At 45.8% G+C, this 15,422-nt stretch carries 7 protein-coding genes, 3 tRNA genes, 3 rRNA genes and 1 pseudogene; 8 read left to right on the top strand and 6 right to left on the bottom strand.

From position 1 onward, the window contains the following. Nucleotides 1-60: 60 nt before the first annotated feature. Both metC and Vt282_RS11690 read right to left on the bottom strand, forming a co-directional pair. The gene (gene metC / locus Vt282_RS11695; RefSeq protein WP_162045570.1) at nt 61-1,251 is read right to left on the bottom strand and encodes a cystathionine beta-lyase; all 1,191 of its coding nucleotides are present in this window, start codon (nt 1,249-1,251) and stop codon (nt 61-63) included. Between the two features lie 22 nt (nt 1,252-1,273). Then, nucleotides 1,274-2,503 carry a dicarboxylate/amino acid:cation symporter gene (locus tag Vt282_RS11690; RefSeq protein WP_162063453.1) on the bottom strand — a complete coding sequence of 410 codons (1,230 nt, stop codon included), beginning with the start codon at nt 2,501-2,503 and terminating at the stop codon, nt 1,274-1,276. A 459-nt stretch (nt 2,504-2,962) separates the two neighbouring features. Between Vt282_RS11690 and Vt282_RS11685 the strand changes: the two genes are divergently transcribed. Then, nucleotides 2,963-3,403, top strand: a complete 441-nt coding sequence (locus Vt282_RS11685) for a MarR family winged helix-turn-helix transcriptional regulator (RefSeq protein ID WP_162063452.1) — start codon at nt 2,963-2,965, stop codon at nt 3,401-3,403. A gap of 87 nt (nt 3,404-3,490) precedes the next feature. Here the strand turns inward: Vt282_RS11685 and Vt282_RS11680 are convergent. The 3 genes and pseudogenes from Vt282_RS11680 to Vt282_RS11670 all read right to left on the bottom strand — a co-directional run bounded on the left by Vt282_RS11680 (nt 3,491) and on the right by Vt282_RS11670 (nt 7,434). Next, nucleotides 3,491-4,422 (bottom strand): annotated as a pseudogene (locus tag Vt282_RS11680) (Gfo/Idh/MocA family protein). Nucleotides 4,423-4,625: 203 nt separating this feature from the next. Further along, on the bottom strand, nt 4,626-5,951 hold the full coding sequence (locus tag Vt282_RS11675) for a 6-phospho-alpha-glucosidase (protein WP_162045573.1): 1,326 nt from the start codon (nt 5,949-5,951) through the stop codon (nt 4,626-4,628). 67 nt (nt 5,952-6,018) lie between these two features. Next, nucleotides 6,019-7,434, bottom strand: coding sequence for a PTS transporter subunit EIIC (locus Vt282_RS11670; RefSeq protein ID WP_232055168.1), 1,416 nt, complete (start codon nt 7,432-7,434; stop codon nt 6,019-6,021). A gap of 404 nt (nt 7,435-7,838) precedes the next feature. Between Vt282_RS11670 and Vt282_RS11665 the strand changes: the two genes are divergently transcribed. From Vt282_RS11665 to rrf, 7 genes are all read left to right on the top strand, one after another. Then, a complete protein-coding gene (locus Vt282_RS11665) occupies nt 7,839-8,573 on the top strand; it encodes a GntR family transcriptional regulator (protein WP_162063451.1) in 735 nt (244 codons plus the stop codon). A 601-nt stretch (nt 8,574-9,174) separates the two neighbouring features. Then, a 16S ribosomal RNA gene (locus Vt282_RS11660) occupies nt 9,175-10,711 on the top strand. Nucleotides 10,712-10,775: 64 nt separating this feature from the next. Then, nucleotides 10,776-10,852 (top strand) — tRNA-Ile (locus Vt282_RS11655). A 42-nt stretch (nt 10,853-10,894) separates the two neighbouring features. Further along, nucleotides 10,895-10,970, top strand: a tRNA-Ala gene (locus tag Vt282_RS11650). A gap of 267 nt (nt 10,971-11,237) precedes the next feature. Next, a 23S ribosomal RNA gene (locus Vt282_RS11645) occupies nt 11,238-14,074 on the top strand. A 233-nt stretch (nt 14,075-14,307) separates the two neighbouring features. Beyond that, a tRNA-Thr gene (locus tag Vt282_RS11640) sits at nt 14,308-14,383 on the top strand. A gap of 18 nt (nt 14,384-14,401) precedes the next feature. Continuing rightward, nucleotides 14,402-14,517 (top strand): 5S ribosomal RNA (rrf, locus tag Vt282_RS11635). The 16S, 23S and 5S rRNA genes sit together here with 3 tRNA genes alongside, the layout of an rRNA operon. A gap of 48 nt (nt 14,518-14,565) precedes the next feature. Here rrf and Vt282_RS11630 read toward each other — a convergent pair. Further along, nucleotides 14,566-15,348, bottom strand: coding sequence for a DUF547 domain-containing protein (locus Vt282_RS11630; RefSeq protein ID WP_162063450.1), 783 nt, complete (start codon nt 15,346-15,348; stop codon nt 14,566-14,568). Between the last annotated feature and the right edge of the window lie 74 nt (nt 15,349-15,422).

Raw genomic sequence — 15,422 nt, 5'->3', positions numbered from 1 at the left:
AACAAAAAGCCTCGAGGTCATTCGAGGCTTGATAACAGATATAATTTCGTTATGAATTGTTTATTTGTAAATGCGGTTAAAACCTGCTTCTAGATCTTCGATCAGATCACCCACATTTTCTAGGCCAACGTGGATACGAATCAACGTACCTTCAAAATCTACTGGGTTCGCTGGGCGAATGGCATTCAGCTCTTCTGGTTGGTTGGCTAGGATCAATGATTCATAACCGCCCCATGAGTAAGCCATAGAGAAGTGTGCGAAGTTATCTAAGTACAGCTCTAGCTCTTCTTGCGATAGCTTTTTGTTGAGTACGAAGCTAAATAGACCATTACAGCCTTTGAAGTCTCGCACGTAGAACTCATGGCCTTTACAGCTTGGTAGTGCTGGGTGGTTAACCACAGCGACTTCTGGGCGATCTGCTAGCCAACGAGCCACTTCGATACTTGCTTTCTCATGTTGAGCAAGGCGAATACCCATCGTGCGTAGACCGCGAGAGGCAACGTAAGCGGTATCTGCATCGACCATTTGACCCATTAGGTAAGAGCGTTCTCTTAGGCGATCCCAGCAACGTTCGTTACTTACAGCAGTACCTAGCATCGCGTCTGAGTGACCGATGATATACTTAGTACCCGCTTGAATAGAGATATCGATGCCGTACTCAAGCGCAGGGAATAGGATACCCGCAGCCCAAGTGTTATCGATCATGATGATGATCTCTTCATTGATGGCACGAATCGCTTTAACAATCCCTGGGATGTCTTGCACTTCCATCGTGATTGAGCTTGGTGACTCAAGGAAAACCACTTTGGTATTGTCTTGCACTAGCTCGGCAATTTTTTCGCCCACACTTGGATCGTAGTAAGTGGTTGAAACGCCCATGTCTTTGAGTACGATGTTACAGAAATCTTGGGTCGGTTCGTACGCGGCACCAGTCATTAGAACGTGGTCACCAGACTCAACGAACGCCAGAATCGAGTTAGACACAGCAGCTGCACCACATGGGTATAGGTAACAGCCCGCGCCACCTTCTAGCTCACACATTGCATCTTGCAGAGCAAAGTGGGTGAGAGTGCCACGGCGACCGTAGAACAGTTCGCCTTTCGCGCGGTTTGCCGTTGCGTGTTTCTTCTGTTGCACACTTTCAAATACTAGAGACGATGCACGTTGAATCACTGGGTTTACTGAACCTTGCAGAAAGCGTGGTTTACGACCTGCGGTTACTAATTTGGTTTCCATGTTTTTACTAGTCATAAGATAACTCTCTTTGTATTTATTATGCTAACTGCGGTTCTGTTTTTTGCTGTGTTTGTGCTTCTTTCTTACCCATGAAACGCTCGACGATTTGCGTCGCGTTTAGGTCGTGAATCACGTTGAGTAGTGTTGCTGGTGCATCAGTGATGGTGCCGATTACTACCAACATTGGGATAACTTCTAGAGGCAGACCTAGTGTGGTTACGATGAAGATCTCACCTAGGAAAGCACCACCAGGTACACCGCCTACGATGATTGCTGATAGAACAGCGATGATCATAGTGGTAACGAATACGTCGAATGTGAAAGGCATGCCCAGTACTGCGTAGATGAAGACAATCTTCAGTGCAGCAATCATCGCTACGCCACCTTTGTTAAGGTTAACCAGTAGCGGTAGACAGATATCAGCGATCTCTTCTTTGATACCCATGTTTTTCGCCGCGCGAATCGTTACCGGTAGCGTACCTAGAGAAGAACAAGTACCTAGTGCTGTGATTGAAGGCTCTGCAGCGTTTTTCCAGAAAGCTTTCACGCCTTTTACGCCACCGCCGATGTATGAGTAAACAACTGAGCCAACCACGAAGTAAATTGCTGCTGTTACGAAGAACAGGATAGATGCGCTAGCAAAAGTGCTTAGTAGTTCAGTATCTTGCTCAGCCATAGTCGCTGCGAAGAATGCGCCAAGACCGAGTGGTGCACCTTTCATGATTAGGCCAACGATGTTCATCACGACTTCGTTTGCGCTCTTTAATAGCTCAGCGATCACTTTGCCACGCTCACCCGCTTGACCTATCGCAATACCACCAAGAACAGACATGATGATCAGTGCAAGGATGTTTGATTTAGATAGCAGGCCTGCAAAGTCGTTAGTAGTGAACATGCTTACGAAGTCCATGCCACCTTGACCGCCAGTGAACTTCTCGCTTAGGTCAATAACAACACCTTGCGCTGGATCGAAGATAGACGCAACACCGATGATGCCTAGAGCAGGGATTGCAGCCATAGAGATTGATACGATCAGTACTAGACCTAGTAATTTGCCTAGCTTTTTAAGGTCAGTCATTTCTGCAATTGATGACATGACGCTAATGCCCACTAGAGGCACGATGATCATAAATAAAAGGTTTAAGAAAATTTGTCCAATAGGCTTAACTTTTAGCGCGAGCTCTGGTGATACGATGCCAAGTGTTGCACCAGCAACAAGAGCGAGCAGCAAAACGATTGAAGAGCGGTAGGGTTCTAATTTTTCCACATATTTTTACTCATTTATATCTGATTAAATGGTTTAGTGACTACACTAAAATGGTATAATCACTAAACTAAATGAGCAAAGCTTCAATACCTATTTAGTGATAGAACTCTAAATAAACTAATGAAGCGTGATCGGGTTAACGTTTGGGTATTCACCGCTTTAATTATGACCATTAACCTTGGTTGAATATTCGGTGATGATTTTTAACATTGAGTGTATTTTTGTCATCGAAGCGGTAAAAATGATGAAGTCATTTCAGCTTTGCTTGGGGATTGTCGCTGGCGGAGAAAACGATTACATTGCCTGCGTTAGGGCGAAATGCGCATGTTGAACCCCCGTTATAGAGGGTGGCGTTTGCTGAAGTGGAACAAATGATTTATCCATGTCGGCTATTCGTTACGTTGAGATCTAATTGGGTAATAAACGGCACTGCTGAAAAATAATTAAAAGTGAGAGTTGATGAAGGATCTAATAGAAATCAGCCATTTGATGGACACGCTCAATATTGTCGCAGACAAAATTTCTGCCTATGGCAAGATTAGTCGACCATATGGAACGGAAGACAACTTGCTCGTGCATGAAGTGCATATTATTGATTACATTGGTCGGCATGAGATTGTTACTGCGTCGGATATTGTTTCGGTAACTTACAAAACCAAAGGCGCAATATCTCAAACCTTAAATAAGCTGGCTGAGCTTGGTTTGATTGATCGTACTGAGCATCCAGATGACAAGAGAAAGCAGCGCTTAATTCTTACTGAAAAAGGGCAAGTGGTGTACGACTTTCACCGCGAGAAAGACCTTGTTGCCTATTCACGTTATCAATCTCGATTACAAAATGTGACTGACAAAGACTTACATAAAGCGAACGAAATCATTAAGACCATCTTTAAGCTCTAAGTATCAATTGGAATTGAAAAGGCTTGCCATATAACAAGCCTTTTGTCTTTAGCTAGCATTGCTAAATGGTGCAATGAACCGTCTGTTTTAAGCCGATAACTCTGTTTGAATTTTTTGATACAACAGCTGAGCAAGCTGGTGGCTCGCCAAATTGCGCTTCACTATCAAGCTATCCATTTTGTTGCACTCAACGACGTTGAACCAATCTTTTGCCATCGCATAAAAGCCTTTGCCCCACAGCATTGGTGTCCAATCTTTTTGTTGTATTTTGATTTCGCTATCTTGGCTGAGTTTTACACCAGAAACGAAGGAATCAAATTCGTAGCTGGAATTTTCTAAGCAAACTTGGACTCGTTCAGCTGTTATACCAAACTGGCGATTCATTGAGGCATGGAGAATGGTCTCCCCATGTTGCCATTGAACATCTAACCTCGCGAGTTGTTGGCCTTGGCGTTGAATCGTTACATAGGCGTCATCAAGAGTAGCTTTGGCGGTGACGTTGATACTGTCGAGCGGGTGGATAAAATCATCAAAGATAAAAGTATTTAGCTCGCCGGGTAGCTGATAGCGATTTTTTTCCCAGCGAAAACTGAGGATATCGTTTAATTGGCCTTGTTGAAGTTGTGGAATCTGTTGGTTGTATAGGGGATATGACGGCGATTGAATCCTACATAGAGTGGGATACCTTTGCTCTCAGATAATCCATACAGTTTTTCCACATCCGGGTAGTTGTTGGCCAAAGGTTTATCGACAAAAGTGGCAACGCCATGGGAAAGGAAAAATGACGCAATTTCAACATGTGTTGAGGTTGCTGAGTGAATCATCACCGCATCAATATGGAAATTGAGCAGTTGTTGGTATTCGCTCACCACATGTTTGATACGATATTGGTCAGCTAGCTGCGTCAGCACTTGTTGATTGCGGGTACAAAGAATCAATTCAATTCCTTGCATTTGACTGAGTACAGGTAAATACGCTTTGGTGGCGATATCTCCCAGTCCGATCAGAGCAACTCTCATGGTATTCACCTTATTGGCATAACAGACTGCGTTGATGATGCATTTTTCGTTGTCTTGTGAACCTCGTTTTAGTCACAAATGAGGAATTGCTCAATAGAAAATACGGCAGATAAAAAAATACCCAAGCATTAAAAATAATGGCTTGGGCATTGGAGCTTATAAGAGCCATTTAGGGGGACGTAATGGCTCTCTTATGTTTTATATTATGCAAGTTCTGGCCAGTAGCCTTTGTTTGCTTCAATCAATGCATCAAGTACTTTGCGCGCTTTCTTCGCATCGCCAACGGTGCGGTTTAGAGTGAGCGCTTGCAGAGCTTTGGTGTAAGAACCTTCAAACCAAGCTTCTACCGTTAAACGTTCGTAGGCGAATTGGTTTTCAATCATACCTTTGTAGAACGTAGGGATCTTACCAACACCGTATGGGCGAGGGCCGTTAATGCCAAGTTCTGCAGTAACCTCCACCATCACATCGTTGTCTAGGTTTGCAACTAAACCGTTGTTTTCGAGGATCACAACAAATTTACGTTTTTGGTTAAAGGCGATGGACTCGGCTACTTCAACGATCATATCGCCGTGCGCGTCGTTGTGTACTACGCTAGAGTTTTTGGTCGTGCCATCAATGACTGCTTGGCGACACTCTTCAAATACGCGTTTTTCACGGCCATTCATTACTTCATTTGCACGAGTAAATTCAGGGTCTAGCTTCGACAGTTTGTACTCTGGGTATAGGTAGTATTGTAGGTACGTGTTTGGCAGATAATCAGGGAAGTCACGCAGCATGTCAGCAACAGCCGCATAAGTATCTAACCAAGATTGGTCGCGCTGTTCAGCATCAACTGGAATAAACCCATTTTCTGCTATGTAAGCTTTTAGTTTTGGTGCAAGATCTTCACCTTGCTGGTTGTACAGGTGCGTAAACCAACCAAAGTGGTTCAGGCCGAAGTAAACAGGATCAAACTCGTTTGGATCAACATTCAGTAGACGACCGTATGAACGCAGTAGGTTCACTGGTTGGTCACAGATATTTAGAATACGGTCATCGTGTGGGAAGCGTTTTTTCAATGCGTCAGCCACAATTGCAGCAGGGTTGGTGTAGTTTAGAATCCATGCCTGAGGTGAGCGAGCACGTACATCTTCTACCATCTGGATCATATCGCCAATTGAGCGCATGCCGTAAGCGAAACCACCAGGGCCACAGGTTTCTTGTCCAATGATCCCCATTGATAGTGGGATCTTTTCATCTTTTTCACGCATTTCGTATCCGCCAGTACGCATTTGGCAAAGTACGAAATCGACATCTTTGTATGCCACGTTGATGTCAGTTGTGTATTCAAATTCTAGCTCTGGGTAATCTTCAGAGAAAAGTAGTTTCGCGTATTCGCCAATCGTTTCCTGACGTTCAGCCTTTACATCAAACATCACTAGACGTTTTAGTGGGAAACTCTCTTTGCGTTTGCATAGTGCTTTTAAAAGACCTGGAGTCCAAGTTGAACCACCACCAACTAATACGATATTGAATGCTTTAGTCATCTTACTTCTACCTTCGATTGAATCTTTCAACGCCCCCCATCACGCAGGGGGCTAAATTAAAATTGAATTAAATTGCGAGCGCTTTTTTTACATCGTTTGCGATGCTTTCTACTTGTGGGCCATAGATAACTTGTACATCTACGTCACTGGCGCGTTTTACGCCCGAAGCGCCGGTTGTTTTTAGGAAGTCGTCCTGAACTTTAGAGATATCGTTCACTTTTACTCGTAGACGAGTGAAGCAGTTATCCACTAATTGAATATTTTTGGAGCCACCAAGACCTTCGATAATTCGAGTTGCTTGTTCTGATGCGTCGCCTACGTTTTCAGTGTTTACGGATTCTTTTTCGCGACCTGGTGTTGCCACATTGAAACGAGTAATCACACCGCGGAATACAAAGTAGTAAATAGGGAAGTAACAAGCGCCGACTAATACTGCAAACCACCACTGTGTCTGAGCTCCGCCGAGTACACCGAAGACGAATAGGTCGATCACGCCACCTTGTACGTTACCAATCATCACGCCAAACACATGCATCAACGCAAAAGACAAACCAGTCATAATCGCATGGAAGATAAATAGAATTGGGCTAACAAAGATGAAGCTAAATTCTAGTGGTTCAGTGATACCGGTAGTGAATGAAGCCAGTGCGCCAGCAATCACTAGAGCTTTGACTCGCGTCTTATGTTCTTCGCGAGCACAGTGGTACATCGCCAGTGCCGCACCTGGTAGAGCGAACATCATTACTGGGATTTTACCTTGCGCTAGGAAGCGAGTAGCTTCTTTCACGATGTCGTTATCGATGCTGCCTGGGTGAGTGAGTGCGTAGTTAAAGATGCTTAATGCACCAACAACACTTTCACCATCAACATTGGCAATTCCACCGATAGGTGTAAAGCGTACGGTTTCATTCAGAATGTGGTGCAAGCCGGTTGGGATCAGTAGACGTTCAGCAAACGCAAATAGGAAAGTACCAAAGCTACCTGCTTGACCGATAAACTCGCCAATCTTCGCAATTGCCGCGCCGATGGTTGGCCAGATCAATGACATCGCAACACCAACAAGTGGCAATACCACAACGGTGATGATTGGTACAAAACGACGACCGCCAAAGAAGTTAATCGCGGTTGGCAAAACAATCGTATAGAAACGGTTGTGCAAAGCGACCGTTACTAGACCTGCGATAACACCGCCAAGTACGCTCATGTGGTATGAGAAGATACCCAGTGTATTACCAAACTCTGCAGCGAACATCATTGCAGCGGTTTTATCCATGCCTTGAGAAACAAGGTAAGCGACAGACGTAGTTGCTGGCGTTAGACCTTGAGCGAGCAGTGAATAGTTCACGCCCACATGCATAGAAATAAAACCAATAATGGCAGCAAATGCTGCAGTTGGTTTTTCCTGTTTCGCCAGACCAATAGCCGCAGCGACAGCAAAGAATAATGGAAGGTTGCCGAATAATGAGCCAGCAACTTTACGAATAAACCCAGTACAAGCTGAACAAATTCCAATTGGTTGAATGTTTGTCCAGTAATGTTTGGGTTCTGTAGGGCAGCCGCCAAGCCAAGGAAAATACCCGCAGCTGCGATAACCGAAATCGGCATCATCAGTGCTTTTCCAAGGTCTTGAAGCTTAGAACCAAAATGTTTCATCCAGTGATATCTCCATATCATCATTTTTATTATGGCGCTGATTAAATCGCTTTAAAGTATAGTTGTCTATACAACTTATTCGTTAGTGTGAGTTTAATCACTAAGCTATAGGCTGAGCAAAGTGGCTCGATATTTGTTTAAAGGGGCAATAATTCAGCGTTCAAACAGGGTTGTATAGTTGTGTATTCAATTATTGACGGTTACGATAAGTGATCTTCAAACAAGGGGTTAGGCATGATAGACAAAGAATCTCACGTTCCTATCTATCTACAAATAGAACGCATTTTGACTGAGCAAATAGAAAGTGGTGTATTGCATCCGGGTGATTCAATACCGTCTGAAACTTTGCTTGCCGAGCAATATCAAGTGTCTCGGATGACAGCGCGTAAAGCGGTGGACTATTTGGTACGTCAAGGTGTGGTGGAAAGACAGCGTGGTCGTGGAACATTTATTTGCCAGCCAATGCAAGAACTTAAAATAGCCCTGCCATTAGATCAGCATTTAACTTCTAGTGAAGTGGCGATTAGCCTTAACTCGCCGATCAGTAACAAGCTTTTGCATTTAGAAAAAGTAGCGGCACCGGAACATGTGGTTGAAGAGCTTGGTCTTGAGCCTGGTAGTTCCGTCTGGTTTATGAAGCGTTTACGACTAGTGGGTGACATTCCATTTGTATTCGAATCGACTTATATGCTAGCTGAACCCATGTTTGGTGATTTGCAAGAGCACCATCTCAATGGATCAAAATATCGTTATTTGGTCGATAAAGGACAAAAGGTTGGAGGCAGTAAAAAGCGAATTCGAGCGGAGCTGCCGGCTGAAGAAGTTCGTATGCATTTAGGGTTAAAAAGAGATGAGCCAGTACTGTGTGCTCATAGCATTGCTCGTTTAGAGTCAGGCATGCCGTTTGAAGTGTCCGATGTCTATTACAATCAAGAGCACTATACCTTTACTCTTGAAGCTACCCGGTAAAATCATTTTCTATTCTAGTCATGCTTACCAGATTTAGAATAAGGCATATAGAAAGTAATGATAGCAGTCGACTTTCAGAGCGAGGCACTAGGTAGTTATAAGAATGTCGTGAACAATGCCTCATTTATCTCATGATGAAAGCTGTTTGTGATGAAAAATTAGGCTTAAAAGTGCGTTTAATAATCGGTTTGAGTGATAGTTGTTCGCTTGAGCGTTTTTTTATTAAAAAGTTGGATTTTAGGGTTGCCAATAAAATTCATCTCCCTATAATGCGCTTCCACTGACACGGCATACGCCACAAGGCTTCAGCGTTAGTCAGAGAGGTTGAAACTTCTGAGAAAATTAATTGAAAAAAGTGTTTGACTCTTTCAATTATCTCGTTAGAATTCACCTCCGCTTTGAGAGAAAGACTTAAAGCAAAGCTCTTTAACAATATAAACCTATCAATCTGTGTGGGCACTCGTTGATGATAATCCAATTAGAAGCTTAGGCTTCAAATTGATTTCAATGAACTGAGTGACCAATTCGATACTTAGTATCGGCACAGTCAATTCAACATTACTTTGTAATGTAATCAGTATTCATTGAGTCACAAAATCTTAAATTGAAGAGTTTGATCATGGCTCAGATTGAACGCTGGCGGCAGGCCTAACACATGCAAGTCGAGCGGCAGCGACAACATTGAACCTTCGGGGATTTGTTGGGCGGCGAGCGGCGGACGGTGAGTAATGCCTAGGAAATTGCCCTGATGTGGGGATAACCATTGGAAACGATGGCTAATACCGCATGATGCCTACGGGCCAAAGAGGGGGACCTTCGGGCCTCTCGCGTCAGGATATGCCTAGGTGGGATTAGCTAGTTGGTGAGGTAAGGGCTCACCAAGGCGACGATCCCTAGCTGGTCTGAGAGGATGATCAGCCACACTGGAACTGAGACACGGTCCAGACTCCACGGGAGGCAGCAGTGGGAATATTGCACAATGGGCGCAAGCCTGATGCAGCCATGCCGCGTGTATGAAGAAGGCCTTCGGGTTGTAAAGTACTTTCAGTCGTGAGGAAGGTTCATGCGTTAATAGCGTATGGATTTGACGTTAGCGACAGAAGAAGCACCGGCTAACTCCGTGCCAGCAGCCGCGGTAATACGGAGGGTGCGAGCGTTAATCGGAATTACTGGGCGTAAAAGCGCATGCAGGTGGTTAGTTAAGTCAGATGTGAAAGCCGGGGCAACCTCGGAATTGCATTTGAAACTGGCTGACTAGAGTACTGTAGAGGGGTAGAATTTCAGGTGTAGCGGTGAAATGCGTAGAGATCTGAAGGAATACCGGTGGCGAAGGCGGCCCCTGGACAGATACTGACACTCAGATGCGAAAGCGTGGGAGCAAACAGGATTAGATACCCTGGTAGTCCACGCCGTAAACGATGTCTACTTGGAGGTTGTGGCCTTGAGCCGTGGCTTTCGGAGCTAACGCGTTAAGTAGACCGCCTGGGGAGTACGGTCGCAAGATTAAAACTCAAATGAATTGACGGGGGCCCGCACAAGCGGTGGAGCATGTGGTTTAATTCGATGCAACGCGAAGAACCTTACCTACTTTGACATCCATAGAACTTAGCAGAGATGCTTTGGTGCCTTCGGGAACTATGAGACAGGTGCTGCATGGCTGTCGTCAGCTCGTGTTGTGAAATGTTGGGTTAAGTCCCGCAACGAGCGCAACCCTTATCCTTGTTTGCCAGCGAGTAATGTCGGGAACTCCAGGGAGACTGCCGGTGATAAACCGGAGGAAGGTGGGGACGACGTCAAGTCATCATGGCCCTTACGAGTAGGGCTACACGTGCTACAATGGCGTATACAGAGGGCTGCCAACTCGCGAGAGTGAGCGAATCCCAAAAGTACGTCGTAGTCCGGATTGAGTCTGCAACTCGACTCCATGAAGTCGGAATCGCTAGTAATCGTGGATCAGAATGCCACGGTGAATACGTTCCCGGGCCTTGTACACACCGCCCGTCACACCATGGGAGTGGGCTGCAAAAGAAGTGGGTAGTTTAACCTTCGGGAGGACGCTCACCACTTTGTGGTTCATGACTGGGGTGAAGTCGTAACAAGGTAGCGCTAGGGGAACCTGGCGCTGGATCACCTCCTTATACGATGATTATTGCGATGAGTGTTCACACAGATTGATGGTTTATAAAGTTTAGAGACGATACTGGGTCTGTAGCTCAGGTGGTTAGAGCGTTCGCCTGATAAGCGAGAGGTCGGTGGTTCGAGTCCACTCAGACCCACCAATCTTCCTTCCCAAGAAGATTGGCACACAGTATCAACAAGATGGGGCTATAGCTCAGCTGGGAGAGCGCCTGCCTTGCACGCAGGAGGTCTGCGGTTCGATCCCGCATAGCTCCACCATCTTTAAGCGCATTTACTTTTGAATAGAAAGTTGAGTGTTTTAAAAATGGTTTCGAAAGAAATCAAGCTCTTTAACAATTTGAAAGCTGACAAAACAACAATTTATTGTTGTTTGTAAAGTTCTCAAAGTATTCATTTATGAATACAACTAAAAACATTCAAGTGTTCTTGGAATTTGAGTCCGCAAAATCGAGTCTGCATCATGTATAAAAATTGCAGACAACTTTGGTGATTTGATTATCAACTCGAAACTCCTTCGGGTTGTATGGTTAAGTGACTAAGCGTACACGGTGGATGCCTTGGCAGTCAGAGGCGATGAAGGACGTATTAACTTGCGATAAGCCCAGATTAGGCAGTAAAAGCCACTTGAGTCTGGGATTTCCGAATGGAAACCCACTTACATAGTAAGTATCGCTACGTGAATACATAGCGTAGAGGCGAACCGGGGAACTGAAACATCTAAGTACCCGAGGAAAAAATCAACCGAGATTCCGAAAGTAGCGGCGAGCGAAATTGGACTAGCCCTTAAGCTTTACGTTAGACGAACGGTCTGGAAAGTCCGACGATACAGGGTGATAGTCCCGTAGTTGACGATGTGTGTTCAGTGAAATCGAGTAGGGCGGGACACGTGTTATCCTGTCTGAATATGGGGACCATCCTCCAAGGCTAAATACTACTGACTGACCGATAGTGAACCAGTACCGTGAGGGAAAGGCGAAAAGAACCCCTGTGAGGGGAGTGAAATAGAACCTGAAACCGTGTACGTACAAGCAGTAGGAGCAGGCTTTTGTCCTGTGACTGCGTACCTTTGTATAATGGGTCAGCGACTTATATTCAGTGGCAAGGTTAACCATCTAGGGAGCCGTAGGAAACCGAGTCTTAACTGGGCGTTCAGTCTCTGGATATAGACCCGAAACCAGGTGATTCAGCCATGGGCAGGTTGAAGGTTGAGTAACATCAACTGGAGGACCGAACCGACTAATGTTGAAAAATTAGCGGATGACTTGTGGCTAGGGTGAAAGGCCAATCAAACCTGGAGATAGCTGGTTCTCCCGAAAGCTATTTAGGTAGCGCCTCGGACGAATACTACTGGGGTAGAGCACTGTTAAGGCTAGGGGTCATCCCGACTTACCAACCCTTGCAAACCCGAATACCAGTAAGTACTATCCGGGAGACACACGGCGGGTGCTAACGTCCGTCGTGGAGAGGAAACAACCCAGACCGCCAGCTAAGGTCCCAAATTATAGCTAAGTGGGAAACGATGTGGGAAGGCTTAGACAGCTAGGATGTTGGCTTAGAAGCAGCCATCATTTAAAGAAAGCGTAATAGCTCACTAGTCGAGTCGGCCTGCGCGGAAGATGTAACGGGCTAAGCTATAAACCGAAGCTGCGGCAATAACTTTAGTTATTGGGTAGGGGCGTTCTGTAAGCCGTTGAAGGTGTGTTGTAAAGCATGCTGGAGGTATCAGAAGTGCGAATGCTGACATGAGTAACGATAAAGGGGTGAAAACCTCCTCCGGAAGACCAAGGGTTCCCGTCCAACGTTAATCGGGCAGGGTAAGTCGACCCTAAGGCGAGGCCGAAAGGCGTAGTCGATGGGAAACGGGTTAATATTCCCGTACTTCTTACAATGCGATGGGGGACGGAGAAGGCTAGGTGGGCCTGGCGACGGTTGTCCAGGTTCAAGTGCGTAGGCTTAAGAGTTAGGTAAATCCGGCTCTTTCTAAGGCTGAGACACGACGTCGAGCTACTACGTAGTGAAGTCATTGATGCCATGCTTCCAGGAAAAGCCTCTAAGCTTCAGATTGTAAGGAATCGTACCCCAAACCGACACAGGTGGTCGGGTAGAGAATACCAAGGCGCTTGAGAGAACTCGGGTGAAGGAACTAGGCAAAATGGTACCGTAACTTCGGAGGAGGGTACGCTCTTGACGGTGAAGTCCCTCGCGGATGGAGCTATTGAGAGTCGCAGATACCAGGTGGCTGCAACTGTTTATTAAAACACAGCACTGTGCAAAATCGTAAGATGACGTATACGGTGTGACGCCTGCCCGGTGCCGGAAGGTTAATTGATGGGGTTAGACTTCGGTCGAAGCTCTGATCGAAGCCCGGTAAACGGCGGCCGTAACTATAACGGTCCTAAGGTAGCGAAATTCCTTGTCGGGTAAGTTCCGACCTGCGAATGGCGTAATGATGGCCACGCTGTCTCCACCCGAGACTCAGTGAAATTGAAATCGCTGTGAAGATGCAGTGTACCCGCGGCTAGACGGAAAGACCCCGTGAACCTTTACTACAGCTTGGCACTGAACATTGACCCTACATGTAGGATAGGTGGGAGGCTTTGGCAAGTACGCCAGTATTTGTGGAGCCGTCCTTGAAATACCACCCTTGTAGTGTTGATGTTCTAACGTCGACCCCTAATCGGGGTTACGGACAGTGCCTGGTGGGTAGTTTGACTGGGGCGGTCTCCTCCCAAAGAGTAACGGAGGAGCACGAAGGTGGGCTAATCACGGTTGGACATCGTGAGGTTAGTGCAATGGCATAAGCCCGCTTAACTGCGAGAATGACGGTTCGAGCAGGTGCGAAAGCAGTCATAGTGATCCGGTGGTTCTGAATGGAAGGGCCATCGCTCAACGGATAAAAGGTACTCCGGGGATAACAGGCTGATACCGCCCAAGAGTTCATATCGACGGCGGTGTTTGGCACCTCGATGTCGGCTCATCACATCCTGGGGCTGAAGTCGGTCCCAAGGGTATGGCTGTTCGCCATTTAAAGTGGTACGCGAGCTGGGTTTAGAACGTCGTGAGACAGTTCGGTCCCTATCTGCCGTGGGCGTTGGAGAATTGAAAGGGGCTGCTCCTAGTACGAGAGGACCGAGTGGACGAACCTCTGGTGTTCGGGTTGTGTCGCCAGACGCATTGCCCGGTAGCTAAGTTCGGAATCGATAACCGCTGAAAGCATCTAAGCGGGAAGCGAGCCTGAGATGAGTTCTCCTGATACTTTAAGTATCCTAAAGGGTTGTCGGAGACTACGACGTTGATAGGTCAGTGTAAGTGCTGTGAGGCATTGAGCTAACTGATACTAATTGCCCGTGAGGCTTAACCATACAACACCCAAGGGTTTTGATGGACTCAAACTAGAACATTGAATGTGTAAGAACTGAAAACAGCTTTCCGAATTAAAGAATTTGCCGATAGCGATTTGGACCCAGTGCAACTCAGAAGTGAAACGAATTAGCGCCGATGGTATGTCTTCAGTTTATTTTAGGTGAAAGCAATAGTTAAAAGAGCCCGTTTGCAGAACGGGCTTTTTTAGTCTCCTAGGACACAGATTTTGTGTGCTGATATGGCTCAGTCGGTAGAGCGCATCCTTGGTAAGGATGAGGTCCCCAGTTCGATTCTGGGTATCAGCACCATCTAAATAAAAGAATTTTCTTGGCGACCATAGCGCTTTGGACCCACCTGATTCCATGCCGAACTCAGAAGTGAAACGAAGTAGCGCCGATGGTAGTGTGGGGCTTCCCCATGTGAGAGTAGGACATCGCCAGGTAATATTTCAGAGCCCTGACCTTTTGGTCGGGGCTTTTCGTTTCAGCGGTTAACGTTTTTCGTTAAGTGACCAGTCATACTCATAGTCAACTTTGCTTGGTGCACTTTTTAGCTGTGGGCGATATTTATTTAGATGTGCTCTCACACCTCCATCAACGGAAAAGTCCTCACCAAACCAATCGTAAATAGAAGAGACAACCAATGTGTTGCCTTTAATCTGCGCGCCTTTGTTGCTATTGATAAAACCTATCGCCGCCTTCTCCAATAATTGCTCAGTATTCTTTGCTGTAAAAGCTTGTTGTTGTAGATTAGGGCATCCGAGGCTGGCGCAATTCACAGCGTAATGAGTGCGAGGATCTTGCCAGATAGGACGTAAAATTCGATGCTCAATATCATTGAGGGTAACGTGTTTGCCATTGATGGTAATCACCTCTTCATCCCATGGCCCAAAGCTAAATAAACCGCCTAGTTTGGTGATAGAGCTAACCGGGTACTCTTCTAAGATAATATCTACCGTCAGCGCATTATAAAGGTTAACCCAATAAGCGTACTGTTCATCTTTCGAGTACTGACGTGGGTCGATACTTGCCATTTTGGTTAGATAGTCATCGAGCTTATCACTATCTTGTGTGGTGACCACTCGGTAAGCAAACAAATTATTTTCACCCTGACTGGAAACATATTGAGTGAGTATCTCTTGCCATGCTTGATGTGATATTTCGGCGTTATTGTTTTCGTTACTTTGTTGCCAGTAACTCCAAAGATTAGCTTCTGGTGCAGCATAGAGAGGGAGGGAGAATAAGCTGAGGCTTAATATGACCAACTTTTTCATAGGCGAACTCGAAGTGATTGATAAGTCATAAGATGGACCAGGTTGAAAGGAAAAAGCTTTCACGGAAAATAAAT

The organism is Vibrio taketomensis (assembly GCF_009938165.1).
In the GTDB taxonomy this organism is placed as follows: Bacteria; Pseudomonadota; Gammaproteobacteria; order Enterobacterales; family Vibrionaceae; genus Vibrio; species Vibrio taketomensis.
The sequence above is the reverse complement of the archived record's forward strand: the minus strand, read 5'-3'. Positions and strand labels throughout refer to the sequence as shown.

Excerpts from the sequence above, each read along its gene's own strand:
- metC (WP_162045570.1), bottom strand. The coding sequence starts at position 1,251 with ATGACTAGTAAAAACATGGAAACCAAATTAGTAACCGCAGGTCGTAAA.
- Vt282_RS11685 (WP_162063452.1), top strand. The coding sequence starts at position 2,963 with ATGAAGGATCTAATAGAAATCAGCCATTTGATGGACACGCTCAATATT.
- Vt282_RS11675 (WP_162045573.1), bottom strand. The coding sequence starts at position 5,951 with ATGACTAAAGCATTCAATATCGTATTAGTTGGTGGTGGTTCAACTTGG.
- Vt282_RS11665 (WP_162063451.1), top strand. The coding sequence starts at position 7,839 with ATGATAGACAAAGAATCTCACGTTCCTATCTATCTACAAATAGAACGC.
- Vt282_RS11630 (WP_162063450.1), bottom strand. The coding sequence starts at position 15,348 with ATGAAAAAGTTGGTCATATTAAGCCTCAGCTTATTCTCCCTCCCTCTC.